The organism is Roseococcus sp. GW821-FHT12F05, from assembly GCF_058806835.1.
Genome location: NZ_JBXAQB010000014.1, coordinates 1 through 25,411, shown reverse-complemented (window position 1 = coordinate 25,411; position 25,411 = coordinate 1). Strand labels below are relative to the sequence as shown.

General features: G+C 70.5%; 20 protein-coding genes. 10 read left to right on the top strand and 10 right to left on the bottom strand.

The window, feature by feature from the left end:
- The 7 genes from ligD to AC1ROY_RS25855 all read left to right on the top strand — a co-directional run bounded on the left by ligD (window position 1) and on the right by AC1ROY_RS25855 (window position 10,469).
- The gene (gene ligD, locus AC1ROY_RS25885) at window positions 1–2,547 is read left to right on the top strand and encodes a DNA ligase D (RefSeq protein WP_493151803.1); all 2,547 of its coding nucleotides are present in this window, start codon (window positions 1–3) and stop codon (window positions 2,545–2,547) included.
- Between the two features lie 107 nt (window positions 2,548–2,654).
- Window positions 2,655–3,161: an RNA polymerase sigma factor gene (locus AC1ROY_RS25880; RefSeq protein WP_493151802.1), complete on the top strand. Its 507-nt coding sequence runs from the start codon at window positions 2,655–2,657 to the stop codon at window positions 3,159–3,161.
- A gap of 41 nt (window positions 3,162–3,202) precedes the next feature.
- A complete protein-coding gene (locus tag AC1ROY_RS25875; RefSeq protein WP_493151801.1) occupies window positions 3,203–4,144 on the top strand; it encodes a FecR family protein in 942 nt (313 codons plus the stop codon).
- 134 nt (window positions 4,145–4,278) lie between these two features.
- A complete protein-coding gene (locus tag AC1ROY_RS25870; RefSeq protein ID WP_493151800.1) occupies window positions 4,279–6,657 on the top strand; it encodes a TonB-dependent siderophore receptor in 2,379 nt (792 codons plus the stop codon).
- Between the two features lie 88 nt (window positions 6,658–6,745).
- Entirely contained in the window at window positions 6,746–6,925 is a 180-nt protein-coding gene (locus AC1ROY_RS25865; RefSeq protein ID WP_493151799.1) for a hypothetical protein, read from the top strand.
- Between the two features lie 103 nt (window positions 6,926–7,028).
- Window positions 7,029–8,633 carry a tetratricopeptide repeat protein gene (locus AC1ROY_RS25860; protein ID WP_493151798.1) on the top strand — a complete coding sequence of 535 codons (1,605 nt, stop codon included), beginning with the start codon at window positions 7,029–7,031 and terminating at the stop codon, window positions 8,631–8,633.
- A 249-nt stretch (window positions 8,634–8,882) separates the two neighbouring features.
- Complete coding sequence (locus tag AC1ROY_RS25855) at window positions 8,883–10,469, top strand: ABC transporter substrate-binding protein (RefSeq protein ID WP_493151797.1); 1,587 nt, start codon at window positions 8,883–8,885, stop codon at window positions 10,467–10,469.
- Between the two features lie 12 nt (window positions 10,470–10,481).
- On the opposite strand, the gene feoB is transcribed toward AC1ROY_RS25855, so the two are convergent.
- From feoB to AC1ROY_RS25830, 5 genes are all read right to left on the bottom strand, one after another.
- A complete protein-coding gene (feoB, locus tag AC1ROY_RS25850; protein WP_493151796.1) occupies window positions 10,482–12,377 on the bottom strand; it encodes a ferrous iron transport protein B in 1,896 nt (631 codons plus the stop codon).
- Window positions 12,374–12,643, bottom strand: a complete 270-nt coding sequence (locus tag AC1ROY_RS25845; protein ID WP_493151795.1) for a FeoA family protein — start codon at window positions 12,641–12,643, stop codon at window positions 12,374–12,376. The genes feoB and AC1ROY_RS25845 overlap by 4 nt, the downstream gene beginning before the upstream one ends.
- An 84-nt stretch (window positions 12,644–12,727) precedes the next feature.
- Entirely contained in the window at window positions 12,728–13,222 is a 495-nt protein-coding gene (locus AC1ROY_RS25840) for a YciE/YciF ferroxidase family protein (RefSeq protein ID WP_493151794.1), read from the bottom strand.
- Between the two features lie 115 nt (window positions 13,223–13,337).
- Window positions 13,338–14,228, bottom strand: a complete 891-nt coding sequence (locus tag AC1ROY_RS25835; protein WP_493151793.1) for a hypothetical protein — start codon at window positions 14,226–14,228, stop codon at window positions 13,338–13,340.
- Window positions 14,229–14,410: 182 nt separating this feature from the next.
- A complete protein-coding gene (locus AC1ROY_RS25830) occupies window positions 14,411–16,525 on the bottom strand; it encodes an AsmA family protein (protein ID WP_493151792.1) in 2,115 nt (704 codons plus the stop codon).
- A gap of 157 nt (window positions 16,526–16,682) precedes the next feature.
- On the opposite strand from AC1ROY_RS25830, the gene katE reads away from it, so the two are divergent.
- Genes katE through AC1ROY_RS25815 form a run of 3 tightly spaced genes read left to right on the top strand, consistent with a single transcriptional unit; the run spans window position 16,683 to window position 20,210 of the window.
- A complete protein-coding gene (gene katE, locus AC1ROY_RS25825) occupies window positions 16,683–18,782 on the top strand; it encodes a catalase (protein WP_493151791.1) in 2,100 nt (699 codons plus the stop codon).
- Window positions 18,783–18,793: 11 nt separating this feature from the next.
- Window positions 18,794–19,765 (top strand): SDR family oxidoreductase, encoded by a 972-nt coding sequence (locus AC1ROY_RS25820; RefSeq protein WP_493151790.1) that lies wholly within the window; start codon window positions 18,794–18,796, stop codon window positions 19,763–19,765.
- 22 nt (window positions 19,766–19,787) lie between these two features.
- Window positions 19,788–20,210, top strand: a complete 423-nt coding sequence (locus AC1ROY_RS25815) for a PRC-barrel domain-containing protein (protein ID WP_493151789.1) — start codon at window positions 19,788–19,790, stop codon at window positions 20,208–20,210.
- Window position 20,211: 1 nt separating this feature from the next.
- Here AC1ROY_RS25815 and AC1ROY_RS25810 read toward each other — a convergent pair whose 3' ends face one another.
- The 5 genes from AC1ROY_RS25810 to AC1ROY_RS25790 are packed head-to-tail and all read right to left on the bottom strand — an operon-like array spanning window position 20,212 to window position 25,267.
- Complete coding sequence (locus tag AC1ROY_RS25810) at window positions 20,212–21,060, bottom strand: alpha/beta hydrolase (RefSeq protein WP_493151788.1); 849 nt, start codon at window positions 21,058–21,060, stop codon at window positions 20,212–20,214.
- Window positions 21,061–21,065: 5 nt separating this feature from the next.
- Complete coding sequence (locus AC1ROY_RS25805) at window positions 21,066–22,652, bottom strand: ABC transporter substrate-binding protein (protein WP_493151787.1); 1,587 nt, start codon at window positions 22,650–22,652, stop codon at window positions 21,066–21,068.
- Window positions 22,653–22,662: 10 nt separating this feature from the next.
- Window positions 22,663–23,631, bottom strand: coding sequence for a tripartite tricarboxylate transporter substrate binding protein (locus tag AC1ROY_RS25800; RefSeq protein WP_493151786.1), 969 nt, complete (start codon window positions 23,629–23,631; stop codon window positions 22,663–22,665).
- Complete coding sequence (locus AC1ROY_RS25795; RefSeq protein ID WP_493151785.1) at window positions 23,631–24,428, bottom strand: polysaccharide deacetylase family protein; 798 nt, start codon at window positions 24,426–24,428, stop codon at window positions 23,631–23,633. The genes AC1ROY_RS25800 and AC1ROY_RS25795 overlap by 1 nt, the downstream gene beginning before the upstream one ends.
- The gene (locus AC1ROY_RS25790; RefSeq protein ID WP_493151784.1) at window positions 24,425–25,267 is read right to left on the bottom strand and encodes a polysaccharide deacetylase family protein; all 843 of its coding nucleotides are present in this window, start codon (window positions 25,265–25,267) and stop codon (window positions 24,425–24,427) included. The genes AC1ROY_RS25795 and AC1ROY_RS25790 overlap by 4 nt, the downstream gene beginning before the upstream one ends.
- Between the last annotated feature and the right edge of the window lie 144 nt (window positions 25,268–25,411).

The window sequence follows — 25,411 nt, the reverse complement described above, 5'->3', positions numbered from 1 at the left end:
ATGGCGGTCGCGGCGAACAAGCTCGAGACCTATCGCGCCAAGCGGGATTTTTCCCGCTCGCCGGAGCCGCAGGGTGGCGCGGCGACGGGGCAACGCCTGGCCTTCGTCATCCAGAAGCACGACGCGACCCGGCTGCACTACGACTTCCGCCTCGAATGGGAGGGCGTGCTGAAGTCCTGGGCGGTGACGCGCGGACCCTCGATGGACCCGGCCGACAAGCGCCTGGCCGTGGAGGTGGAGGACCATCCGCTCGACTATGGCAGCTTCGAGGGCATCATCCCCGCGCCGGGCTATGGCGCCGGCACGGTGATGCTGTGGGACCGCGGAACCTGGGCGCCGCTCGACCCGAAGAACGTGGACCGCGACCTCGCCAAGGGCGAGCTGAAGTTCGTGGTTTCCGGCGAACGCCTGAAGGGCGGCTTCGTCCTCATCCGGCTGAAGCCGCGCCCGGGCGAGAAGTCCAAGCGCAACAACTGGCTGCTCATCAAGGAGAAGGACAGCATGGCGACGCCCGGCGCGGGCGACGCGGTGCTGAAGGCCGAAAAATCCGTGAAAACGGGCCGCACCATGGCGCAGATCGCGAAGAACGCGCCCGCGAAGGAGGAGGAGGTCTGGCATTCGGCCCCGACGGAGGAGCCGGCACCGCCGAAGCCCGCCCGGAAGGCCGCCGCGAAGGCGAAGCCGGAATCCATGCCGGATTTCGTGGCCCCCCAGCTATGCCAGCTCGTCTCCACGCCGCCGGAGGGCAAGGACTGGATCCATGAGCTGAAGCTCGACGGCTACCGGCTTCAGCTGCGGGTGGAAAAGGGCAAGGCCACCCTCCGCACGCGCACCGGCCTCGACTGGACCGATCGCTTCCCCAGCATCGCGAAGGAGGCCGCGTCGCTGCCGGACGGGATCATCGACGGCGAGGCCGTCGCGCTCGACGCCGACAACCAGCCGAGCTTCGGCGCGCTCCAGGCCGTGCTGGCCGGCGAGCGCAAGGCGCCGCTTCTCTACTGGGCCTTCGACCTGCTGCATGACGGTATCAGGGACCTCCGTCGGGAGACGCAGCTGGCCCGCAAGGAGGCGCTGAAGGCGCACCTTCCCGCGACGGGCCATGCAATCCGCTACCTCGACCACTTCACCCAGCCCGGCGACGCGGTGCTGGCCAGCGCCTGCCGCCTGCACATGGAGGGCATCGTCTCCAAGCGCGCCGACGCGCCCTACACCTCCGGCCGCGGCATGGCCTGGACCAAGGCGAAATGCCGCGGCCGCGACGAGTTCCTCATCGGCGGCTGGTCGCTGGAGAAGCGGGGCCAGGGCAAGGGCCTCGGCTCGTTGCTGATGGGTGCGTTGCGCAACGGCAAGCTGGTCTACATGGGCCGCGTCGGCACCGGCTTCTCCGGCACCATGGGTGCGATGCTGATGAAGAGGCTGGAGCCGCTGCGCCGCAAGACCTCGCCTTTCGTCGGCGCGCAGCCCGCGCGGATCAGCGACGCCATCTGGGCCGAGCCGAAGCTGGTCGCCGAGATCGCCTATGGCGGCCTCACCGAGGAGGGAATCCTGCGGCATGCCAGCTTCCAGGGCCTGCGCGAGGACAAGCCGGCGGCCGAGGTGACGCCGCCGGAGAAGCCCGCGCCGCCGCCTTCCGCTGCCACAATGAAGCGAGCGAAGCCGGCCCTGGCGCTGACCCATCCGGAGAAGGTGCTCTGGCCCGCCACCGACACCACGCCCGCCGTCACCAAGGGCGATCTCGGCGCCTACTACGCGCGTTTCGCCGATCGCATCCTGGCCGAGGTGGCCGGCCGGCCCATCTCGGTGCTGCGGGCGCCGGACGGGATCGGCCACCAGCTCTTCTTCCAGCGTCATGCCATGCCCGGCCAGTCGCCGCTGATCCGCGCCGTGCCGATCGAGGGCCAGCCCAAGCCCTATATGCGCATCGATGACGCCGCGGGGCTGGCGGCGTTGGCGCAGGTGTCCGTAGTCGAGATCCACCCCTGGGGCGCCAAGGCCGACCGGCCTGAGACGCCCGATCGCCTGATCTTCGACCTCGACCCCGCGCCGGAGCTCGGTTTCGAGGCCGTGGTGAAGGGCGGGCTGGAGCTGCGCGAGCGGCTGAAGACCCTCGGCCTCACGGCCTTCCCGCGCGTGACGGGCGGCAAGGGCCTGCACCTCGTGGTGCCGCTCGCCGTGCCGAAGCGCGGCGCGGCGCCGGACTGGCCCCAGGCCAAGCAGTTCGCCCGGCTGGTCTGCATGCTGATGGAGCGCGACGCGCCGACCCTCTACACCACGACCCTGGCGAAGAAGGCCCGCACGGGGCGCATCTTCCTCGACTACCTGCGCAACGACCGGCTTTCGACGGCCATCGCCAACTGGTCGCCGCGCGGGCGGTCGGGTGCGCCGGTGGCGCATCCCATCAAGTGGCCCGACGTGAAGCCCGGGCTCGATCCGGCCGGGCTGCGCATCCCGGCGCTGCTCGACGCGCCGCTCCCCGAGGACCCCTGGGTGGATTTCGAGGCCTCGGCCGGGTCGCTGCGCGCCGCGATGGAGAAGGCGACGAAATAGTCTGCCAAGCCGTGCCGGCTGCGGTGTGCTGGCTGCCTTATTGCGACTGCCTCTCAATTGCGACACAAAGGCTGCGAACCGCCCTCGTCCGGATTCGCCGCCGCCCCATGTCGTCGCCCCGCTTCGCCCTGCTGGCCGCCTTCCAGCGCCATTCCGGCGAGGTGATGCGCATGCTGCGCCGGCGCGGCGTCGCGCTGGAGGCCGCGGAAGACCTGCTCCAGGAATCCTTCCTCCGCCTCATGAAGGTCCAGCCCAGCGAGGCCGTGCAGGATCCGCGCGCCTATCTCCACCGCACCGCGCGCAACCTCATGATCGACGCCGAGCGCCACGCCCGCCGATCGCCGCTGCTGCACCTCACCGAGGAGCAGCGCGTCGCCGTCCCGGGCCAGGCGCCCGGCGCGGACCACGTCCTCATCGCCCGGGAGGAGCTGGAGCGGCTGCGCTGGATCATCGAGGACCTGCCGCCGCGTCAGCGGGAGGTCTTCACGCTGCACCGTCTCGAGGGCCTCGCGCCGGACGAGATCGCACGCCGCCTCGGCATCTCGCGCAACATGGTGGACCGCCACCTGCGCCTCGCGCTGGAGACCTGCCTCGAACGGTTCTCGCAGCCTTGACGGGGCAGGGAGGGCAGCCCGCTATGCGCATGGAGGCGCAATTGGGCGATCGGCGGGACACGGAGATCCGGAGCGAGGCGGCGGGCTGGGTGCTGCGCCTCGACGCGCCCGAGGCGAGCGCCGCGGACCGCGCCGCCTGCGAGGACTGGCTCGCGCGCGACGCCCGCCATGCCCGCGCTTTTCGGGACGCGCAGTTCGTCTTCCGGGGCGCGCCGGCCGCGCTGCGCCTGCCCGCGCGGGCGGCCCGCCCCACCTGGCGTCGGCGCGCCGCCTGGATGGCGCCGACCGCCATCGCCGCCGGAATCCTGCTCTTCTTTGCGCTCGGCGGCCCGTTGCGCCTCCAGGCCGACGCCATCGCCGGACTTGCCGAGCAGCCGGTCCTGACGCTGCCCGACGGCTCGACCGTCCAGCTCGACTCCACCTCCGCCGTCGCCTTCACCTTCGACGCGACGCGGCGCGAGGTGCGGCTGCTGCGCGGCGAGGCCTATTTCCGTGTGGCCGCCGATCCCGCGCGCCCCTTCGTCGTGCGCGCCGCCGGCGGGTCGAGCACCGCCCTCGGCACCGAATTCGACGTCCGGCTGACGGATGAGGGCGCCGAGGTGGGCGTCACGCAGCATGCCGTCCGCGTCGCCGCGCCCGCCGCCGCCGGGCCCGCCGAGGAGGCCACGCTGCGCGAGGGCCAGCAGGTCGCCTATGGCGCCGACGGCCGCCTGGGTCCGGTGCGCGGCGCCGATCCGGCCGCCATGGCCGCCTGGAGGGGCGGCACGCTGGTCGTGGAGAACGCCACCCTGGCCTCGGTGGTCGAGCGCATCGGCCGGCGCACCCGTGCGCGCATCGTCATCGCGAGCGGGCAGCTCGCCCAGCGGCGGATCAGCGGCAGCTTCGACGTCAGCGATCCGATGGCGGCGCTGACGGTGCTGGAGCGCGCGCTCGGCATCGGCTCCACGCGTGTCGGCGGTCTTCTCGTCGTCCTGCACGGCTGAAATTTTTCTGCTGCCGCACGTCCCGGAATCCGGACCCGCATCGTCCTGATGAGGGAGGGGGCCGCAGTCGGCCCCGGGGTTCGGTTGGGGGTCGTATGGTTTCGAAGGATCGGGCTGGCGCGTGGCGCTGCCGGGTGGGTCTTGCCCTGCGCGCGGCGCTGCTGGGGAGCACGCTGCTCGCAGAGGGAGGCGCCGCGGTGGCTTATGCCCAGCCCGCGGCACCGGTCAACGCGATCGCCGTGCCGCCGGGGCCGCTGGCCCAGGCGCTGAACCGCCTCGCGGCGCAGACCGGGCTGCAGATCGTCTATGACGCCGCCCTCGCCGAGGGCCGCACCTCGCCCGGCGCCTCGGGCAGCCTGACCGCCGCCCAGGCGCTCGATCGCGTGCTGGCCGGCACCGGCCTGATGCACAGCCTCGCCGGCGGCAATGTCGTGCGGCTGCAGCCTATCCCGGGCCAGGAGGGCGCGGTCACCCTGCCGCAGATGGAGGTGACCGGCGCGACCACCCCCTCCACGGCGATAATCGGCAACCTGCCGCGCGCCTATGCCGGCGGGCAGGTGGCGACCGGCGGGCAGCTCGGCCTGCTCGGCAACCGGTCGATCATGGACACGCCCTTCAGCACGACGAACTACACCGCGCAGACCATCCGCGACACGCAGGCGCGCAGCCTGGCGGACCTGATGATCAACGAGCCCTCGGTCCGCATGGTCTCGCCCGTCTCGAACGGCAGCGAGGTCTTCACCATGCGGGGCTTCCCGGTCGCCAACCAGGACGTGGCCTTCGGCGGGCTCTTCGGCATCCTGCCCTACTGGCGCGGCTCCGTGGCCGCGGCCGAGCGCGTGGAGGTCCTGCGCGGGCCGAACGCGCTGCTGAACGGCATGTCGCCGAGCGGTGCCAGCGGCGGCGCCATCAACATCGTGCCCAAGCGTGCCGACGAGGTGCCGCTGACGCGGCTGACCGCCAACTACATCTCCGACTCGAATTTCGGCGGATCCTTCGATGTCGGCCGGCGCTTCGGCGCCGACAACCAGTTCGGCGCGCGGATCAACGGCGTCTTCCGCGACGGCGACTACAGCCGCACCTCGCAGCAGCACGGCGAGGTGACGGGCGGCTTCGACTGGCGCGGCAGCCGGGCCCGCGTCTCGCTCGATTTCGGCTGGCAGCAGGAGCACCAGAAGGGGACGGAGGGGCTGATGGCGCTCGCCGCCAACCTCACGCGGCCGCCCACCGCCCCCAGCGCGACGCGCAGCCTCTACCAGCCCTGGACCTTCTGGAACAGCGATGCGGTCTACGGCGTGCTGCGCGGCGAGTACGACATCGCGGAGAACGTCACGGCCTATGGCGCCTTCGGCGGCCGCCACTACACCACGGAATACATCCTGCCCTTCGGCCAGAACCTGCTGGGCAACGGCAACTTCACCGAGAACGCGATCTACAACAACGAGTACTACGACGCGATCAGCTCGGAGATGGGGATCCGCGCACGGGCGCAGACCGGGCCGATCGGCCATCGCCTCAGCCTGGCGGGGACCTATCTGGAGCAGACCTCGGGCGTCGTGACCAGCAGCCTGGCGGCCCGGACCTCGAACATCTACTCGCCGCGGCTGGTGGCGCGGCCGAACCTGCCGATCCTGCCCGGCATCCCGCGCACCGGCTATCTCGCGCTGACCAGCGTCGCCGTGGCCGACACGCTCTCCTTCCTGGACGAGCGCTTGGAGGTGACCGCCGGCCTGCGCCAGCAGTACGTCCGCTCGCGCAGCTACAGCGCGGCCACCGGCGCGCGCACCGCCGCCTACAACGAAAGCGCGCTGACGCCCGTGGTCGGCCTCGTGGTGAAGCCCTGGCGCAACGTCTCGCTCTACGCGAACTATATCGAGGGGCTGAGCCAGGGCGGCCAGGCCCCCGCCGGCACGCGCAATGCCGGCGAGATCCTGGCCCCTTTCGTCGCCAACCAGTATGAGGTCGGCGTGAAGGTGGATTGGGGCCGCGTCACCACCACGCTTGCCGCCTTCCAGATCACCCGGCCCAGCAGCTTCACCGACCCCGCCACCAACTTCTTCGTCACCAACGGCGAGCAGCGGAACCGCGGCGTGGAGCTCAACGCCTTCGGAGAGGCCGTGCCGGGCCTGCGCCTGCTCGGCGGCGTCATGTACATGGAGGCGGAGCTGACCAGCACGCCGGGCGGCACGCTGAACGGCCGCCTGGCCACCAACTCCCCGCGCTGGAGCCTCAACCTCGGCGGCGAGTGGGACGTGCCCTTCGCGCCGGGCCTCACCGCCACCGGCCGCGTGATCCAGACCGGCTCGGCCTATCTGAACCAGCAGAACACCCAGCGCATCCCTGAATGGACGCGCTTCGACATCGGCGCTCGCTACCGCTTCGAGACCACGCGCGGGCCGGTCACGTTGCACGCCAACATCGAGAACCTGTTCGACAGGAACTACTGGATGTCGGCCTCGCTCTACCGGGGCGCGCCGCGGACCTTCCTCTTTGCGGTCAGCGCCGACTTCTGAACGCTCTACAAAATCTCACAGTTCCCGACACCATCCGTCTCGCCCTTTGAGGGAAATTACCTCCCGACCTGCAGCTCGGGAGGCGAGGATGAAGCTCTACACCTCATGGTTTGCCTTCGCCGGACCGCCGGCGGCCGCGCTCCAGTATTTCGAGCGCCGCCGGGCGACCACCATGGCCCGGCTCGCAGCGGTGACGCGTGAGCTGCGCGAGGCCATGGAAGCGCGTGCCGCCGTCCAGCGGGCTGACACCGTCCTTCGGATTTCTTGACTCCCGGTAATCCTTCTCCCTAAAGCGGCGGCATTCACGAGGAGGCCCGGGCGGGCAGCCTGTGTTGCCCGGCATGGCGCCTCCGGCAGGGAGAGGCCACGTCATGCGACACGCAACCCTAGCGAGGCTCGCCCTCGCCACCGGCCTGGGGCTTGCCTGCCTCGTCGCCGCACCCGCCCATGGCCAGACGGTGGGCGCACCTGCCCCGCACCGCACGCTCGGCACCGTGAGCTTCCCGGTGACCTGCAGCCCCGCCGCCCAGGCCGAGTTCAACCACGGCATGCTGCTGCAGCACTCCTTCTGGTACCAGGTCGCCAGCGAGTCCTTCCGGCAGGTCCGGCAGCAGGATCCCGGCTGCGCCATGTCCTATTGGGGCGAGGCGCTGACGCTGCTCACCAACCCCTACAGCCCGCCCTCGCCGCAGAACCTGCGCCAGGGCCGCGCGCTGCTGGAGGAAGCGGCGCGCCTCGGTGCCCGCAGCCCGCGCGAGGCGGCCTATGTCGAGGCGCTCGCGCTCGTCTTCGCCGGCGACAACCCGCCCGGCCATCGCGCGCGGCTCGGGGCCTATCGCGATGCGATGGGCCGGCTGCACGAGCGGTTCCCGGAGGACAAGGAGGCGCTGATCCTCTACGCGCTGCTGCTCGGCGTGGCCTCCGCGCCGAACGACCGCAGCTACGCCGACCCGCTGCGCGGCGCCGCGATGCTGGAGCGCGAGCTGGTGCTTCAGCCCGAGCATCCCGGCATCGTCCACTACCTGATCCACCTCTACGACTACCCGGCCCTGGCCAACCGGGGCGTCCGCGCCGCCGAGCGCTATGGCTCGCTCGCCGCCGACGCGCCGCATGCGCTGCACATGCCGTCGCACATCTACACGCGCGTGGGCCGCTGGGAGGATTCGGTCGAGAGCAACAACCGCGCGGCGGAGCTGGCGCTGCGCAACCGCGAGCCCGACGACACGCTGCACGCCTATGACTATATGGTCTACGCCCATCTTCAGACCGGCCGCGACGAGGCGGCGCGCGAGGCGATGCAGCGGGCCGTCACGGCGCGCTTCGACGGCCCGACGCGCAACGCCTATGCCTTCGCCATGGCCGCCATCCCTGCCCGCTTCGCGCTGGAGCGCGGCGCCTGGGCCGATGCGGCCGCGCTGCAGCCGCGCCCCGAGCCGAACTTCCTCTACACCGAGGCGCTGACGCACTTCGCCCGCGCGATCGGCCTTTCCCGCGCCGGCAGGCCGGCCGAGGCGGCGCCCGACATCGCGTCCCTCGCCCGCATCGCCCAGGCGCTGGAGGGCCGCGACGCCTATTGGTCGGAGCAGGTGGCGATCCAGCGGGAGGCCGCCGCCGGCCTGCAGGAGTTCATGGCGGGCCGTCGGGAAGAAGGGCTCGCCGCCCTGCGCGCCGCGGCCGATCGCGAGGGCCGCACGGACAAGCACGTCGTCACGCCGGGCCCACTGGCCCCGGCGCGCGAGCTCTACGCCGAGGCGCTGCTGGAGGCCGGCCAGGCGGCCGCCGCGCTGACCGAGTTCGAGGCGGTGCAGCGGACCGAGCCGCGCCGCTTCCGCGCCATCGCCGGCGCCGCCCGGGCTGCGGAAGCGGCAGGTCGCCCGGACCAGGCGCGACAGCAATATGCGCTGTTGCTCGATGTGGCGGGGGATGGCACTGGCCGGGCGGAGGTGGTGGCAGCGAGGGCCTATCTGGGGCGCTGATACGAAGGGACCTGTCGCCTATCCCTCTTTCAACCTGCGTCGACGCCCCCGCAGCGGTTGGCGATTGCGGGGCCTCGGTTGAGTTGCTTCGTCGCGAACCGCATTCACGTCGCCGCCGGCACTGCGACCGCCGGGCTGAACATCTCACCGGCGCGGGGAAGCACGCCCATGGGTCCAGTCCATTGACCACCGGTCGGCGAGGCCCATAGGCTTCACCGCAGAACGCCGGAACGGCGGCAGGAAACACCCATGAAACGTCGCACTCTTCTGCAAGGCGCCGCCGCCGGCGCGGCCACAACCGTGGCCCCGGCCATTGCCCAGCCCGCCCGCGCATCGGTCCTGCGCTTCGTGCCGCAGGCGAACCTCACTGCGCTGGACCCGATCTGGACCAGCGCGATCGTTACGCAGATGCACGGCTATCACGTCTACGACACGCTCTTCGCCGTGGATGCCGCGCAACGGCCGCACCCTCAGATGGCCGAGGGCCACACCGTCAGCGCCGATGGACTCGTCTGGACCATCCGGCTGCGCGACGGGCTGCGCTTCCACGACGGCGAGCCCGTCCGCGCGCGGGATTGCGCGGCGAGCCTGGAACGCTGGTCGAAGCGCGACGCCTTCGGGCAGCTCCTCGCGCGCGTCGTGGAGCGCTGGTCCGCGGCCGACGACCGCACGCTGGAAATCCGCCTCACGCGGCCCTTCCCACTGCTGCTCGACGCGCTGGCCAAGCCGGACGCCAACGTCGCCTTCATCATGCCCGAGCGCCTGGCGCGCACCGATGCCAACACGCAGATCGCCGAGGTCGTCGGCTCCGGCCCCTATCGCTTCCTGCGGGACGAATTCGTCGCCGGCAGCCGCGTCGCCTATGCGAAGAACGAGGCCTATGTGCCGCGGCAGGAGCCCTCAGACTGGGCCTCGGGCGGCAAGGTCGCGCATTTTCCCCGCATCGAATGGCACATCCTGCCCGATCCCGCGACAGCGGCCGCGGCCTTGCAGAACGGCGAGGTGGACTGGCTCGAGCAGCCGCTCTCCGACCTGATCCCGGCGCTGCGGCGCAACCGCAACATCGTCGTGGACAGCCTGAACCCGACCGGCCTGATGTCCATCATGCGGCTGAACCACCTGCAGCCGCCGTTCAACGACCTGAAGACGCGTCAGGCCGTCGCGCTGGCGGTGGACCAGTCGGAATATATGCAGGCCATCCTCGGCGACGACCGCTCGGTCTGGCGCGAATGCCACAGCCTGTTCCCCTGCGGCACGCTGCTCGGTACCGAGGATCTGTCGGAGCTCAACGGCCCGCCTCGCAGCCTGGATCGTGCGCGGGCCGCCTTGCAGGCCTCGGGCTACAAGGGCGAGAAGGTGGTCATCATCAACCCGACCGACTTCCCGCTCATCGGGCCGCACGGCCAGGTCACCGCGGATCGCCTGAAGCGGATCGGCATGAACGTCGAACTGGCGGAGACGGACTGGGGCACCGTCGTGCAGCGCCGGGTCCGGAAGGAGCCGGTGGAGCAGGGCGGCTGGAGCATCTTCCACACCTATGGCTCCTCCCTGGCCTATCTGAACCCCGCCGTGTCCTCCCTGGTGAAGGGGCCGGGCGCTTCCGGCTGGTTCGGCTGGTACACGAGCCCGCGCATGGAAGAGCTCGTCCAGGCCTGGTTCGATGCGGCGGATCCGGATCGGCAGCGAAGCCTGGCGAACGACATCAACAGGCTGGCGCAGGACGACGTGGCGACCATTCCGCTGGGCCAGTTCTTCATCCGCACGGCGCACAGGCGCAGCATCACGGGGCTGGCCAAGGGCAGCATGCCCTATCCCTGGGGCGTGCGCCCCGCCTGAGGAGCGCGGGGACTATCCCGCGCCGAGAAAGCTCGCGGTCTGGAAGGTCACGAAGGCCGCCGCATAGGCCAGCACGAGCATGTAGCCGAAGGTGAACCACATCCACCTTTGGCCGCCCGTCTCGCGCCGGATCACCGCCAGGGTCGCCGCGCATTGCGGGGCGAAGACGTACCAGGCCAGAAAGGCCAGCGCCGTCGCCAGCGACCACTTCCCGGCCAGCGCATTCCCGAGCTCGGCCGAATCATCGTCTGCCGCCTCGATCGCATAGACCGTGCCGAGCGAGGCCACCGCCACCTCGCGCGCCGCCATGCCGGGGATCAGCGCCACGCCGATCTGCCAGTTGAAGCCGATGGGCCGCAGCACGGGCTCCACCGCGTGGCCGATGGCGAAGGCGAAGCTGTACTCGATGGCCGGCTCCGTCGCGCCCTCGGGCGGCCGCGGCACGGAGGAGAGGAACCAGATCACCATCATCATCGCCAGGATGATCGTGCCGGCACGGCGCAGGAAGGCGCGCGCCCGCTGCCAGAGGCCGATCGCGACGTCGCGGGCGCGGGGCCATTTGTAGTCCGGCAGCTCCAGCATGAAGGGATCGCTCGGCACGTTGCGCCAGAGCAGCCGGCGGAAGACGTAGGACATGCCCAGCGCGCTGACGATGCCGATGGCGTAGAGGCCGAACATCACCAGCCCCTGGAGGCCGATCCAGCCCCAGACGGTCTCGTCCGGGATGAAGGCCGCGATGATCAGCGTGTAGACCGGAATGCGCGCCGAGCAGGTCATCAGCGGCGCCACCAGGATGGTCGCGAGACGGTCGCGCCAGTTGTCGATGACGCGCGTCGCCATGATGCCGGGGATGGCGCAGGCGAAGCTGGAGAGCAGCGGGATGAAGGCGCGGCCATGCAGCCCGGCACCGCCCATGATGCGGTCCATCAGGAAGGCGGCGCGGGCCATGTAGCCGAAATCCTCCAGCAGGAGGATGAAGAGGAAGAGGATCAGGATCTGCGGCAGGAAGACCAGCACGCTGCCCACGCCCGCGATCAGCCCGTCCTGCAGGAAGCTGCGCAGCAGGCCGAGCCCGCCCTCCGTCGGCAGGGTCGCGCCGACCGCGTCGCCCAGCAGCTTGAAGCCGTCGTCGATCAGCTCCATCGCCGGCTCGGCCCAGGCGAAGACGGCCTGGAACATCAGGAACAGCACCGCCAGCAGGATCAGCATGCCGCCCACCGGGTGGAGGACCACGGAATCCAGCCGCCGGGTCAGCGCGTCGCGGCGGTCCGGCACGCGGACGGTGGCGGCGACGATGCGGTCGGCCTCGCGCTGGAGGGTGCGCAGCCCGGCGGCATCGGGCGCCATCCAGGCGGAGGTGGCCGCCTCGGACGTCCGGGCCTCCAGCCGGTCGATCTCGGCCAGCAGGGCATTCGTGCCGCCGCGCCGCACGGCGACGGAGGTGACCACGGGAATGCCGAGCTCGGCGGAGAGCCGCTCCAGGTCGATCTCGATGCCGCGGTGCCTGGCGATGTCGATCATGTTGAGCGAGAGCAGGAGCGGCACGCCCGTGCGCTTCAGCTCCAGCACCAGCCGCAGCCCGAGCCGCAGGTTGGTGGCGTCGGCGACGCAGACCAACAGGTCCGGCCGCGCCTCGCCCTCGCGGTCGCCCAGCACGATGTCGCGCGTGATGGCCTCGTCCGGGCTGCGGGCGCGGAGCGAATAGGTGCCGGGCAGGTCGGTCAGCCGGACGCGGCGACCGGCCGGGGTGGCCAGCCGGCCCACCTTCCGCTCCACCGTCACGCCGGGATAGTTCGCCGCGCGCTGGTGGCTGCCGGTGAGGGCGTTGAACAGGGCGGTCTTGCCGCAGTTCGGATTGCCCACCAGAGCGACCGAGAGGTCGCGCTGGGCGGGGGAAAGCTCGTTCATGAAAGGGGCTCGACGAGGATGGCGGCCGCCTCGCGCCGCCGCAGCGCGATGGTGGCGGATTGCAGGCGGACCGCAATGGGGTCGCCCCCGAACAGCCCCTGGTGGAGGATCTCCACCTGGGCGCCTTCGACGAAGCCCAGCTCGATCAGCCGCCGCTCCAGCTCCTCGGGCGCCAGGGCACCGGATTCTGGCGGGCGGAGGCCCAGGATACGGCCGCGGAAGCCGCGCGGCGCGGCACCGAGATCGGCGGGGGTGAGGACGGACATGCGGGACCCGCGTTGCAAGCCAGCCTTGTAGATGCGATTGCCATTCGTTTGCAATTCACGGACGAGTCAGGAATCGCAGGGCGGCTATGCCGCCGCCCGCGCCTCGCGGTTGACGGTCCGCGCGGCCAGATGGGCCAGGGCCCGGTCCACGGCCCGCTCTTCCTCCAGCGTCTGGCGTAGGAGCGCGGCGATCTCCGGCCGCTCCATCGCCTCGGCCCAAGCCAGGAGGGTGCCGTAGCGCGACATCTCGTAATGCGCCAGCGCCTGGCCGCAGGCGATCAGGCCGGCGTCGTGGACGGGGCCGGGCTCGGCGACGTCGCCGAGCAGGTCCTCGCAATCCTGGAGGAGGCCGAGGATCGCCTCGGAGGTTTCCGCCCGCGCCGGCCGGCCGATCCGCCGAAACACCTCGCCGAGCCGTACCTGCTGGACCCGGCCGTTGGCGCATTGACGGGTGAAGGCCTCCCGCAGGGCGCCGTTGCGCGCGGCGCGGGCCATCCGGGGCAGGGCCCTCAGGATCTGGCGCTCCGCGAAATGGATCTCCTGGAGGAGCGCCAGGAACAGGTCGTCCAAGGAGGGCATGGAGTCTCCCGCAAATGGCGAAGGGAACGGCGAAGGTTTCCCGCGGTTGCGGCAGGCACGAAAAAACGCGCCGGCGGAGGGCCCGCCGGCGCGTCGTTCGTCCGGGCTCGGCCCGTCAGTACGGGTCGTCGCGGAGGTGGCCGCCATAGGCCGCGCCGGCCGCCGCCACGAAGGCGCCGATCAGCATGGACAGGGCGGTGAAGAGCGCGAGCTTGGCCGCAGCCTTGCGCGCCTCGTCGGCCGCCTGCTGCGCGCGCTGCGCCGCCTCGCGAGCCTTGGCGAAGGCCTGGTCCACCCGCGTCCGTGCATCGTCCACCGAGATGTTGGTGCGCGCGGCCACGAGCTGCGCCAGGTAGTCGCGGTCGCCGGCGGGCAGCTGGCCCGTGGTGATCGCATTGCCGACGATGGTCGTGACCTCCTGGGCGGCCTGCTCGTTGCTCTCGCCGTTCGGATTGGCGGCACCGGGCTGCGAGGCACGGAACAGCGTGTCCATGTCGTATTCCGACACGGGGCCGACCGCGCTGGCCGCGGCCTGCGCTGCGCCCTGCCCGACCGCGCCCGCCACCTGTCCGGCCGTGCCGACCGCGCCGGTGATGGCCGAGGTCAGGAGCCCGACGGTGACGATCGTGCCCAGCGCCCAGGCGAGCAGCCCGTGCGCCGTGTCACGGAAGAAGACCTCGTCGCGATGGACCGAGATCCAGCGGGTGCGCAGCCGTCCCGCGATGTAGCCGCCCAGTGCTGACGCCACCCATTGCACGACGATGAGCCAGACCACCGTCATCAGCCCGAGGGTCGTGGCGGAGACGCCTTCGTCATGCCAGGGCGAGATGGACGAGAAGCCGAGGCCGGCGCCCACCGCGATCAGGATGAGGGAGGCCGCGCAGGCGACGACGGCGCCCGCGATGATGGCGGCCCAGGAGACGGCGGAAGCCTCGGTGACCGCATGGTCCGTCAGCACGGCAGTGCCGGAACGGACATGCGGCGGGTCGTAGGTGCTGCTCGACATGGCCTTAGCGCCAGATCAGGGCGAGCAGGATGATGATCGGGATGGGAACGCCAAGAAGCCAGAGAAGAATGCCGCGGCCCATGTTTGCCTCCTGTTGTGAACGTGGTGTTCGGGCAAACGGCCTGGACCGGCAGGGGGTTGCATGGCGGCGCGGCAAGAGTGCGCCGTGTGGCGCGAGCGCCTCAGCGACGGCTCTGCGGCTGTGCGCGCTGCTGCCGGGTCCGGCCCGCCTGGGCGGCCAGGTTGCGGCAGCGCGGATCGTCGCCGATGCCGAACTGGATCGTCGGCAGGATGGCGAGCGGCACCGCCACGAAGCCCAGCGCCGCCGCGAGCCCGCCGCGGATGCCGAGCTCCGTGATATCAGGCGCCACGCTCGGATCGGCGAAGCTGCCGGTGATGTCGATGGAGGTCGGCAGCGCGGCGATGGTCATGCCCTTGGAATCCGTGTGCAGCTTCACGTCGAGCCGCTCGCGCGCCAGGTTCACGTTGCCCGTGCCGGTGATCAGCACGTCCTCCGTGTCGAGCAGCACGGTGCGCGAGTTCAGCACGCCGCGCTGCAGGCCGAGATCGGCCACGAAGCACTCGATGCGCGTCCGATCCGGCAGGCCGAGCGCGGAGAAGATCGCATTGCCGAGCCGCAGCCCCGCGAGGTCGATCAGCAGGGCGGATACGTTGCCGCCCGCCATCGACAGCGTCACCGCGCCGTCGCCGCGCGCCAGAAGCTCGGCCAGCGACTTGCCGCTGCTGTTGAGCTGCGCGCGGCCGCCCAGCGTGCCCTGCCCCTGCGCGACACCGGTGACGCCCAGCAGGCGGGAGACGTCGAGGCGCTGGAACGTCACCTGCGTTTCGGTGCGCAGGCCGCCATCCTCCTGCGGGGTGAGCGTGGACTGGGCCTCGATACGCCCCTGGCCCACGCCGAAGCGGAGCGGGTGGAGCTGGATCACGCCGTCGATGATGTCCATGGTCACGTGGAGGTTGTCGAGCGGCATGCTGCGCCCCTCGATGCGCTGGCCCTCATAGACGAGATGAATATTGGCGGCGCGGATGCGCGGCAGGCTGATGGGCGCGTCCGGCAGGGTGCGGCCGGGACGCGCGTTGCTCTGGCCGGGCTGCGGATCGCCGCCGATGAAGCCGGCGAGATCGTCCAGGTCCACGCGGCGTGAGCGGAGATTCGCGGTGACCTCCGGGCGCGGGCGCGTGCTTTCCGGACGTCGGTCGGCGGGAACGGTGGTCTGTGGCGTGTTGCGGCGGTTGGGGGCTGGTCCGGGCGGCGGAGCCTGGGTGACGGCGGGGCGCGGCTCCGGAGCCGGCTGCGGTGCCTGGCGGTTCGCCGTGCGCTGCGGCTGGGCGGGGCGCGTGGCCGGCGCGAGCGGCACCTCCGTCGCGGGACGTGCTGCGCCCGGCGCCACGACGATCTCGCCGCCGAGATCGGTGCGGCCCACCGTGCCCTGCATCTCGTGGAAGCGCGCACGGCCCTCCTCGAAGTCTAGACGGCCCGCGACGCGATAGGCGGGCGTGGTCGGAATCGGCACGCCGGTGAGCGGCATGAGCAGCTTCATGTCCGGCCCCGCCAGCGTGAGGCGCAGATCGGCGCCGCGCAGCGCCAGCGGCTCCTGCACGGTGCCCTCCAGCGTCACGCGCGTCGGGCCGTTGGCGAGCTGCACGCGCACGGGCCAGGGCCGCGCGGCGTCCTGCAGCGCGAGCAGCGCGCCGCCGACCAGCTCACCGGTGATAGGCTGCGCGGCATAGGTGCCCTCGGCGCGGAGGGTGATGGTGGGGTCCTGGCCCTCCGGCTCCTGCGTCGCGATCTGCAGGTTGAAGTCGGCCTCCAGCGCCTCCAGCGCGACATGGGAGCGCCCCTCCACGATGCTCACGCGGCGAATCTGCGCGCCGCTGCCGGAACCGCCGGTGAGCGCGTCGAAGGTGTAGTTGTTGGCGCCGTCCTCCTTGCCCAGCAGCTCGAGCGCGGGCTGGTGCAGCGCGACCGAGGGGATGACGAGCCGGCCTTCGCGGATCAGCGGCCAGACCTCGATGGAGATCACCGTGCGCGGCACGAGGGCGAAGGGCGGATCGGCCGGAAATCCTTCGGGATTGGCGATGTGCAGGTCGGTCAGCGTGATCTCCGGCACGCGCCGCAGGCGGACGTGCAGATGCGCGATGGTGACGGGGCGGCCCAGTGCGGCGGAGGCGCGGGATTCCATCATCGGGATCAGCCAGTCCCAGCGGAAGAGCAGGACCAGGAGAAGAATGGGCAGGCTGATCCCGATCAGCCAACGCAAGGCCCGGGGGATGCGCATCTCGGACGTCCTTGTGGGGCGATTCCACAGGGAACACCCCGGTGACGGCGGGGTTGCCTCGGGAACCTTCCCATCCCGCGGCGCGATGTTGCGATCGGTGCGCAACGTCCTGTGCAGCAGCACGTTTTTCCGGCGCGCCCCAAGGAGAGATTGTCGCATGCCGAACCGTCGCGCTGCCGCGAAGGCCGAAACCCTGCCGCCGCCCGCCCAGCGCGGCGCGGGAGGCGAAACCCATCAGGTCGCAGGCGGCGACGTCGCCGTCCTCACCACCTCCCAGGGCGCCCCCGTCGCCGACGACCAGAACACGCTGCGCTATGGCCCACGTGGGCCGGCGCTGCTGGAGGACTTCCACTTCCGGGAGAAGATGTTCCACTTCGATCATGAGCGGATTCCGGAGCGCATCGTTCACGCCCGCGGCTTCGGCGCGCACGGGTTCTTCGAGCTGCATGAATCCCTGGCCGACATCACCAAGGCCGACATCTTCCAGCGTGTCGGTGAGAAGACGCCGGCCTTCGTGCGCTTCTCCACGGTCGCGGGCAACAAGGGCTCGCCGGACCTGGCGCGCGATGTCCGCGGCTTCGCGGTGAAGCTCTACACGCAGCAGGGCAACTGGGACATCGTCGGCAACAACATCCCGGTTTTTTTCATCCAGGACGCGATGAAGTTTCCCGACCTGATCCACGCTGCGAAGCAGGAGCCGGACCGCGGTTTTCCGCAGGCGCAGACGGCGCACGACAACTTCTGGGACTTCGTGTCGCTAATGCCGGAATCCACGCATATGCTGATGTGGATCATGTCCGACCGCACCATCCCACGCTCCTTCCGCTTCATGGAGGGCTTCGGGGTCCACACCTTCCGGCTGGTGAACGCGGAGGGGAAATCCACCTTCGTGAAGTTTCACTGGAAGCCGAAGCTCGGGATGCAATCCGTGGTGTGGAACGAGGCGGTGAAGCTGAACGGCGCCGATCCGGACTTTCATCGGCGCGACCTCTGGAACGCCATCGGCATGGGTGCCTTTCCCGAATGGGAGCTGGGCCTCCAGCTCTTCGACCAGGACTTCGCGGACGGCTTCGACTTCGACGTGCTGGACGCGACCAAGCTCATCCCCGAGGAGCTGGTGCCGATCCGCCGCGTCGGGCGCCTGGTGCTCGACCGCGTGGTGGACAACTTCTTCGCCGAGACCGAGCAGGTCGCCTTCATGACGCAGAATATCGTGCCGGGCGTGGACTTCACGAACGATCCGCTGCTGCAAGGCCGCAACTTCTCGTATCTCGACACGCAGCTGAAGCGGCTCGGCGGGCCGAACTTCACGCATCTGCCGATCAACGCGCCGAAATGCCCCTTCGCGCATTTCCAGCAGGACGGCCACATGGCCTTTCGCAATCCGAAGGGCCGCGTGAACTACGAGCCGAACTCCCACAGTCAGCCTGAGGCCGGGCCGCGCGAGTCTCCGGAGACGGGTTTTCGCACCTTCCCTGCGGAGGATGCCGGCCCGAAGATCCGCGAGCGCGGCGCCCTCTTCGCCGATCACTACAGCCAGGCGCGACAATTCTACCTGAGCCAGACTCCGGTGGAGCAGACCCATATCGCCGACGCCTTCACCTTCGAGCTGAGCAAGGTCGAGACGCCGGCGATCCGCGAGCGCCTGGTCGCGAACCTGCGCAACGTGGACGAGGCGCTGGCGGCGAAGATCGCCGACGGGCTCGGCATGCTGTTGCCGCAGGCCTCCGAGCCGGCGCGGCCGGTGGTGGAACTGGCGGCGTCGCCGGCGCTCAGCATCCTGAAGAATCCGCCGCCGAGCTTCGAGGGCCGCAAGGTCGGTGCGCTCGTCACGGACGGGACGGATGCCGACATCCTCGTCGCCCTCAAGCAGGCCGTGGAAGCGGAAGGCGCGGTGCTGGAGCTGATCGCGCCGAAGATCGGCGGGATCGTGGCCAGCGACGGCACGCGGATACCGGCGCATCAGGCGGTCGCCGGCGGCCCGTCCGTTCTCTTCGATGCGGTCGCGGTGCTGCCTTCGGAGGAGGGCGCCGCCCTGCTTGCGGACAACGCCGCGGCGAAGGACTTCGTCAGCGATGCCTACGCCCACGCGAAGTTCATCGCGCACGCCCCCGCCGCGAAGGCGATCTTCAAGGGCGCCGGCATCATGAAATCCGACAAGGGCTTCGTGACGCTGAACGGCCCCGGCGATGTGCCGGGCTTCGTCGAGGCCTGCCGCGCGCTGCGCTTCTGGGACCGCGAACCGAAGGTGAAGTGAGAGAGTCCGCCATGAATGACATGACCCACATCGTCGAGCGTCAGCGCGCCGTCCAGCAGCAGGTGCAGAAGGCCGACAAGGCGCGGCCGCCCGAGGAGATGAAGGGCGCCATGCAGGCCGGCGCCCGGCGCTATCCGGAGCCGCCCTTTCCGAAGCAGCTTCTGGAGAAGCCCGGGATCGAGGAGGAGCAGGACCTCGCGCCGATGTACGACGCGCCTCACTGGAAGGGCTCGGGCAAGCTCGAGGGGAAGAAGGCCATCATCACCGGCGGCGATTCCGGCATCGGGCGCGCGGTCGCCGTGCTCTTCGCGCGGGAGGGTGCCGACGTCGCCATCCTGCATCTCGGCGAGGAGCAGGAGGATGCGGACGTCACCCATTCCGCGATCGAGAAGGAAGGCCGGCGCGGTATCTCCATCGCCGGCGACGTGACCGACCGTGCCTGGTGCGACGAGGCGGTGCGCCGGGTCATGAAGGATTTCGGCGGGGTGGACGTGCTGGTGAACAACGCCGCCTTCCAGCTGCATGTCAGCCGCTTCGAGGATCTGACGGAGGAGCATTTCGACCTCACGCTGAAGACCAACCTCTACGGCTACTTCCACATGGTGCAGGCCTGCCTGCCGCATATGAAGCCGGGCTCGGCGATCGTGAACACGGGCTCGGTGACGGGGATGTTCGGCAGCGCCTCCATCGTGGACTACTCGATGACGAAGGGCGGCATCCACGCCTTCACCCGCGCACTCTCGGGCAGCCTGATGCCGCGCGGGATCCGCGTGAACGCGGTGGCGCCCGGCCCAGTCTGGACGCCGCTGAATCCCAGCGACGATGCTAAGAAGGCGGAGAAATTCGGCGCGGGCACGCCGATGAAGCGTCCCGCCCAACCGGAGGAGCTGGCGCCGGCCTACGTCTTCCTCGCCTCGCCGCAGATGTCTAGTTTCATCACGGGCGAGGTTCTGCCGGTGATCGGCGGCTATTCCAGTCACTGACGCATCCTTCAGGAGGACTATCATGAGCGACATCCCCAGAGGGCCGACCGAGCTTAAGGCCAGCGCGCAGCGCGACGAGACGGCGGGGCTGATCTCCTCCGAGAAGGTCGAGGGCACCGCGGTCTATGATCCCACGGGCACCTGGCTCGGCTCGATCCAGAGCCTCATGATCAACAAGGTGAGCGGCCGGGTGGCCTATGCCGTGATGTCTTTCGGCGGCTTTCTCGGGCTGGGGCAGAGGTTCTTCCCGGTGCCGTGGTCGCAGCTGCGCTACGAGCCGGGCAAGGAGGGCTATGTGACCTCGATCACCGAGGGCCAGCTCTCCGGCGCGCCGGACTTCGACGCGGACCGGAGCTGGGACGATGCCGACTGGCGCGACAACCTCGACCGCTACTACGGCGTGGCGATCGAGCCGGACATGGCGCGCACGGGCGGCAGCATCTGATTCAGCCGCGCATCCCGGCCAGCACCTTCGCGAGAAAGTCCTTCACGCGGCCGAGCACCTTCATGCGCTCGTGCGAGACGCCGGGCACGATCTCCACCTGGACGTTCACGCCTGACTTCCGGAAGGAGTCCGCGAGCGCCTTCAGCCGTTCCGGCCGCGTGGCGCCGGCATCGTTCGCGCCTTCCATCCAATAGGTGCCGCCGGGCTTGTGGGTGATCTCCCAGGTCTCGAGATCGGCGTCGCCCACCAGCATCTGCACGGGGATCCGCGCCAGCGCCTCGCCGTCGAACTCCACGCCGAAGCGCGCCTTGATGTCGCGGATGCCGACCCACCAGTCCCGACTCGGGTCGAGCCGCGTGACCGAGCCGGGCGAGCCGATGCAGGCTGCCCACAGCTTGCGCGGATGCAGGATGGCGAAGCGATGCGCGAAATGCCCGCCGCCGGAGAAGCCGAAGATGGCGAAGCGCGACCATTCCTGCCCGTATTTCTGCGCGACCTCGTCGACCATCGAGATCAGCACCTCGTCGTAGCGGATGTCGCCTTCCTGCATGTACTTGTAGCCCGAGCGCGCGCCGTCCCCGAGCACGCCGACGGGGAAGACCGGGCAGAGGATGGCGCAGTCGTTCCAGCGACCGAACTCGGAGAAGCCGTCGCGGAATTCCAGGAAGGAGGTGCGCGACGTGCCATGCACGGCGACCAGCAGCTCCACCTTGGCGCCCTGACCGACCTTGGGCGGCACGTAGAGCGCGTAGTGGAAGCGCGGATCGGCCTTGCAGGCGAAGATCGCGGTGGGACCGAGATCATAGAGGGCGCGGGCCTTGGCTTCTTCGGCCGGGGGTGCGTCGGTCATGGCGGTCAGCTCCGTCCCACGCCCATGGCGAGGGTGTACTGGTCGTTGCGGGTCTCGTAATTCACCTCGCGCCGCGCGGCCCAGACGGAGACCTCGTGGTGCAGAGGCAGAATGGCCGCGTCCTCGAAGGCGAGGCGGCTGGCCTCGGCGAGCAGGGCATTGCGGCGCGAATCGTCCATGGTGCGGAGTGCTTCGTGCAACAGCCGGTCGAGCGCGGGGTTGGAGTAGCGGCCGGCATTGGCGGCGCCCATGCCGGCCTCGCGGTCCCAACGGGCGCAGATGGCCTTGAGCGGGTTGGACGTCTCGCCCGTGTTCACGCCCCAGGCGGAGAGATGCGCGCTGAACTCGCCGCGCGGGCCGCGCGAGGCATAGACGGACCAGGGCATCACCTCGGCCCGCGTCTCGACGCCGACGCGCGAAAACATCTGGGCAAGGGCCTGCACGAGCTTGGCGTCGTTCACATAGCGGTCGTTCGGCCCGTGCAGGGTGAGGCGGAAGCCGCCGGGAAAGCCCGCCTCGGCGAGCAGTGCGCGGGCGCGGGCGGGATCGTAGGCCGGGACCTCCAGGCGATCGGAGGTGCCGGGCTGGCCCTTGGGCAGGAACTGCGAGGCGGCGACGGCGTCGCCCTCCATCACCCGCTCCACCAGCGCCTGGCGATTGATCGCGAGGTTCAGCGCCTGCCGCACGCGCAGATCCTTGAAGGGATTTTTCGTGAGCGGCCTTCCGTCCATCCCGGCGACGAAGGGCGTGACCTCCTTGTCGTGGTCTAAGCCGACATAGACGAAGCGGCTGGAGATGCCACGGATGAGCTGGAATCGAGGCGTGGAGCGCACGCGCGGCGCGCTCTGCGAGGGCACGGCCTCGATGAGGTCGAGATCCCCGGAGAGCAATGCCGCCAGCCGCGCGCCGTCGTCGGTGACCATGCGCAGCACGACCTCGGACCAGGGAAGGCGGGGACCCCACCAGGAATCATTCCGCGCGAGGCGGATGTGGCTGCCCGGCACGTTCTCGCGGAGCAGGAAGGCGCCGGTGCCGGTGGCGGCGGCACCGTTGTTGTAGTCCGAGGTCCCGGCGCCGGCGCGGCTTGCCGCGATCATACGGATGCGGCTCAGCGAGTTGAGCAGCTGCGGGTCCGGCCCATCGGTCTCCACGAGCAGGCGGTTCGACGCGGGCGCCGACATCGCCTTCACGCTGCGCGTGTAGGTGCGGAAGGACGCGGTGCTCGGGATCTCCGTCGCGCGGCGGATGGAGGCGATGGCGTCCTCGGTCGTGAAGGGCGCGCCGTCGGTGAAGCGCGCATCCCGCAGCCTGAACTCCCAATGGACGTCGTCGACCAGCCGCCAGGATTCCGCGAGGCCCGGCGTGGAGCGCGAGGCCGCGTCGTTGGTCACCAGCGCGTCGAAGATGTGGCTGGCGACGGCGTTGTTGGGCGCGTTGCTCTGCAGATGCGGGTCGAGCGTGGTGTTCGGCGCCGCCATGCCGATGCGGAGCAGGCCCGACGCGCCTGCCCCTTGGGCCAGCGCCGCCGCGATCCACCCCGGCGTTGCACCCGCCGCCAGACCTGCACGTGTCAGCCAGCGGCGGGTGAACATGTGGCGCTCCTCAGGTCGGGATCATGCCGACGGCGCGATAGACCGCCGGCAGGGTGTCGAGGCTGTCCTTCACATAGGCGTCATAGGCCGCGGCGCCACGCCAGAAGGGGCCGAGGTTCAGCCGCGTCAGCAGCGTCGCATGCTCGGGGTCCTGCACGGCCTTCTCGAAGGCGCTCTCGAAGATCCGCACGAGCTCCGGCGCCATGCCACGCGGGGCGATGAAGCCGCAGGGCAGGTCCACCGCGATGTCGAAGCTCTGCTCGCGCGCCGTCGGCACGTTGGGCCAGCGCGGGAAGCGCTCGTCCGACGCGACGGCGAGCGCGCGGAAGGCGTCGCCGTCGATCACGCCGGCGAGCGCACCGAGCGCGTCGTAGACCAGGTCCACGTCGCCGGCCATGACCGCGTTGATCATCTGCCCGCCACCGGCGAAGGGCACGAAGAGGAACTTCGCGCCCGTCCGGTGCTCCAGCAACCGCATGCCGAAGGGCGGGTTGGTCGGCGTGCCGCCGCCGGCGAAGGAGATGCCCTCGGGTCGGGCGCGGGCGCGCTCCACCATGTCGCGCAGGTCACGGATCGGGCTGTCCTTCCGCACGGCCCAGCCGAAGTTCAGCGTGCTGGTGGCGGCGAGGAACGAAAAATCGTTTCTGGAATCGTACTGCACCTGCTGCACGAGGCCGATGCGGTAGGAGGCGTCGGTGACGCCGGCGATGACATTGCCGTCCGGCCGCTGCGTCTTCAGCCAAGCAAGCGCGACGGCGCCCGAGGCGCCCGGCCGGTTCTCGACGATCAACGTCTGACCGAGATGGCGCGTGGCGATCGCCGCCATGCCGCGCAGGTAGGTGTCGGTCGTGCCGCCCGGCGCCCAGGGGCAGATCATGCGGATGGGACGGTCAGGCAGCAGGGATTGTGCGCGCAGACGGAGGGCAGGAAGCGCCAGGGCGCCGCCCAGCGTGGCACGGCGTCCGAATAGGCCAGTCATCAACGGTCCTTCCCGTTCCAGGTGACACCGCCATCCGGCCGCAGCGCTGTTGCGGCGACCTCGCGACAGAGGCGGAAGTCCGCGCCGTGCACGTTGCGGACGCGGTCGATAAGGCGCAGCAGCACGGGCAGCCGCGCCTCGCGCGCGATGCCGTTGTCGGCGCGCGGATGCAGGGTGATGCAGGCGAAGCCTTCCACCGGCAGCAGCGCGTCGAGCTCTTCCCGGAGAAAGGCCTCGGCGCGGGACTGGGTGAGGCGGCGGCCGAAATGCGTGGAGTCGTCGAGGCCCTCGCTGACCGGCAGCTCGACCATGCCGGCACCGCCATCGGCAGCCAGCGCATAGGGCGCATCGTCGTCGACGTTGCTGCTGTCGTAGCGATAGCCGAGGCCCCGCAGCAGGCCGATCGTCGCCATGGACAACGTGCCGGTGGGCGCGCGGAAACCGAGCGGGGCGCCGCAGCGAGCGGTCAGCGCGGCGTGTGCCTCCTCCAGGATCTCGGCCTCCCGGGCCGGATCCAGCGTCATGTGGTCCTCGAAGGCGCGGCCATGGGCGGCGACCTCATGGCCCTCGGCGAGGCAGCGCTCCAGCAGCGCGGGGGCGCGGTGCGCCTCGAAGGAGGGCCAGAAGAAGGTCGCCTTCACCTCGGCCGCGCTGAAAGCGTCGAGCAGCCGTGCGAGGCCGCGGTGGTAGGCGTAGCCGCCATGCGCGAAGCGGCCATACAGCGCGGAAGCCGGCTCGACCGCCGCCTCGGGCCCGAGGCCCTGGACGTTCACGGTCAGGAGGACGGTGCGGCTCATCGGCGGAAGGCCTCCGGCGTCGCGAGGCAATGCGTGGCGAGGTCGCGCAGGGTCATGAAGCGCACGCCCGGCAGGGTGGCGGCCTTGGCCAGGAAGCGATCCACGATGGCGGCCCGCGCCGGCCCGCCGCTGCCGAAGCCGGCGCGCGGATGGTAGGTGAGGTGCAGGTAGCCCGCGCCGGCATGGATGGCCTGCAGCTCCTGGCACCAGTTCTCTAGCACCTCCTCGGCGAGCGCCTGGCCCTCGCGATAGGCGGGCACGTCGTCCAGCGAGACGGTGTTGTTGGGCAGGATGACCATCTCGGTGCTGACGGCACCATCGAGCGTCGCGAGATAGGGCGCGTCGTCGTCCTTCTCGGAGGCGTCGTAGATATAGCCGAGGCGCCGCAGCGTCGGGAGCGTGCGGGCGCTCTTGCGGCCGGAGGGCGAGCACCAGCCGACCGGCGCCTCGCCCACGCAGTCCGAGAGGATGCGGTGCGTGCGCTCCAGCAGCTCCGGCTCCTCGTCGCCGAGCTCCCAGCCCTCGTGGACATAGCCATGGGCGGCGATCTCGTGGCCGGCGGCGTGGACCTCGCGCATCAGGCCGGGCGCGATCTCCGCATCGTAGCCGCACATGAAGAAGGTGGCGGGGACGCCGTGCCGCGCCAGGATCTCCAGGTGGCGCGGGATGCCGCGGCGGATGGAGTAGCGGCCCCGGCTGTGGATGCCGAGCGGCACCTGGCGACGGCCGACCTCCAGCGCGGGCCCGTCCATGTGGACGGTGACGCAGATGACGCAGCTCGCGTCTCCGGGCCAGTGCGGCTTGGGCGCGGCGAGGCCGCGGAGGATATCGGCTTGCATGGTCTCTCCCGGAGCGCGGCGGGAGAATGCACTCTGTACCTCAAAATGCAATATGGCTGGGCGGCGCCTAGGCTCAGGACCTATTAATTCGGATGGTGTTGTGATTCACAGTCTCTGACGAGGAGGCTGTGATGGGTGCATTGT

What these genes read in the sequence shown, in the direction of transcription:
- AC1ROY_RS25855 (WP_493151797.1), top strand. Translation starts at nt 8,883, where the DNA reads ATGAAACGTCGCACTCTTCTGCAAGGCGCCGCCGCCGGCGCGGCCACA.
- AC1ROY_RS25860 (WP_493151798.1), top strand. Translation starts at nt 7,029, where the DNA reads ATGCGACACGCAACCCTAGCGAGGCTCGCCCTCGCCACCGGCCTGGGG.
- AC1ROY_RS25835 (WP_493151793.1), bottom strand. Translation starts at nt 14,228, where the DNA reads ATGTCGAGCAGCACCTACGACCCGCCGCATGTCCGTTCCGGCACTGCC.
- AC1ROY_RS25815 (WP_493151789.1), top strand. Translation starts at nt 19,788, where the DNA reads ATGAGCGACATCCCCAGAGGGCCGACCGAGCTTAAGGCCAGCGCGCAG.
- AC1ROY_RS25810 (WP_493151788.1), bottom strand. Translation starts at nt 21,060, where the DNA reads ATGACCGACGCACCCCCGGCCGAAGAAGCCAAGGCCCGCGCCCTCTAT.
- AC1ROY_RS25820 (WP_493151790.1), top strand. Translation starts at nt 18,794, where the DNA reads ATGAATGACATGACCCACATCGTCGAGCGTCAGCGCGCCGTCCAGCAG.
- katE (WP_493151791.1), top strand. Translation starts at nt 16,683, where the DNA reads ATGCCGAACCGTCGCGCTGCCGCGAAGGCCGAAACCCTGCCGCCGCCC.
- AC1ROY_RS25790 (WP_493151784.1), bottom strand. Translation starts at nt 25,267, where the DNA reads ATGCAAGCCGATATCCTCCGCGGCCTCGCCGCGCCCAAGCCGCACTGG.
- AC1ROY_RS25840 (WP_493151794.1), bottom strand. Translation starts at nt 13,222, where the DNA reads ATGCCCTCCTTGGACGACCTGTTCCTGGCGCTCCTCCAGGAGATCCAT.
- feoB (WP_493151796.1), bottom strand. Translation starts at nt 12,377, where the DNA reads ATGAACGAGCTTTCCCCCGCCCAGCGCGACCTCTCGGTCGCTCTGGTG.
- ligD (WP_493151803.1), top strand. Translation starts at nt 1, where the DNA reads ATGGCGGTCGCGGCGAACAAGCTCGAGACCTATCGCGCCAAGCGGGAT.
- AC1ROY_RS25865 (WP_493151799.1), top strand. Translation starts at nt 6,746, where the DNA reads ATGAAGCTCTACACCTCATGGTTTGCCTTCGCCGGACCGCCGGCGGCC.
- AC1ROY_RS25800 (WP_493151786.1), bottom strand. Translation starts at nt 23,631, where the DNA reads ATGACTGGCCTATTCGGACGCCGTGCCACGCTGGGCGGCGCCCTGGCG.
- AC1ROY_RS25880 (WP_493151802.1), top strand. Translation starts at nt 2,655, where the DNA reads ATGTCGTCGCCCCGCTTCGCCCTGCTGGCCGCCTTCCAGCGCCATTCC.
- AC1ROY_RS25845 (WP_493151795.1), bottom strand. Translation starts at nt 12,643, where the DNA reads ATGTCCGTCCTCACCCCCGCCGATCTCGGTGCCGCGCCGCGCGGCTTC.
- AC1ROY_RS25795 (WP_493151785.1), bottom strand. Translation starts at nt 24,428, where the DNA reads ATGAGCCGCACCGTCCTCCTGACCGTGAACGTCCAGGGCCTCGGGCCC.
- AC1ROY_RS25805 (WP_493151787.1), bottom strand. Translation starts at nt 22,652, where the DNA reads ATGTTCACCCGCCGCTGGCTGACACGTGCAGGTCTGGCGGCGGGTGCA.
- AC1ROY_RS25830 (WP_493151792.1), bottom strand. Translation starts at nt 16,525, where the DNA reads ATGCGCATCCCCCGGGCCTTGCGTTGGCTGATCGGGATCAGCCTGCCC.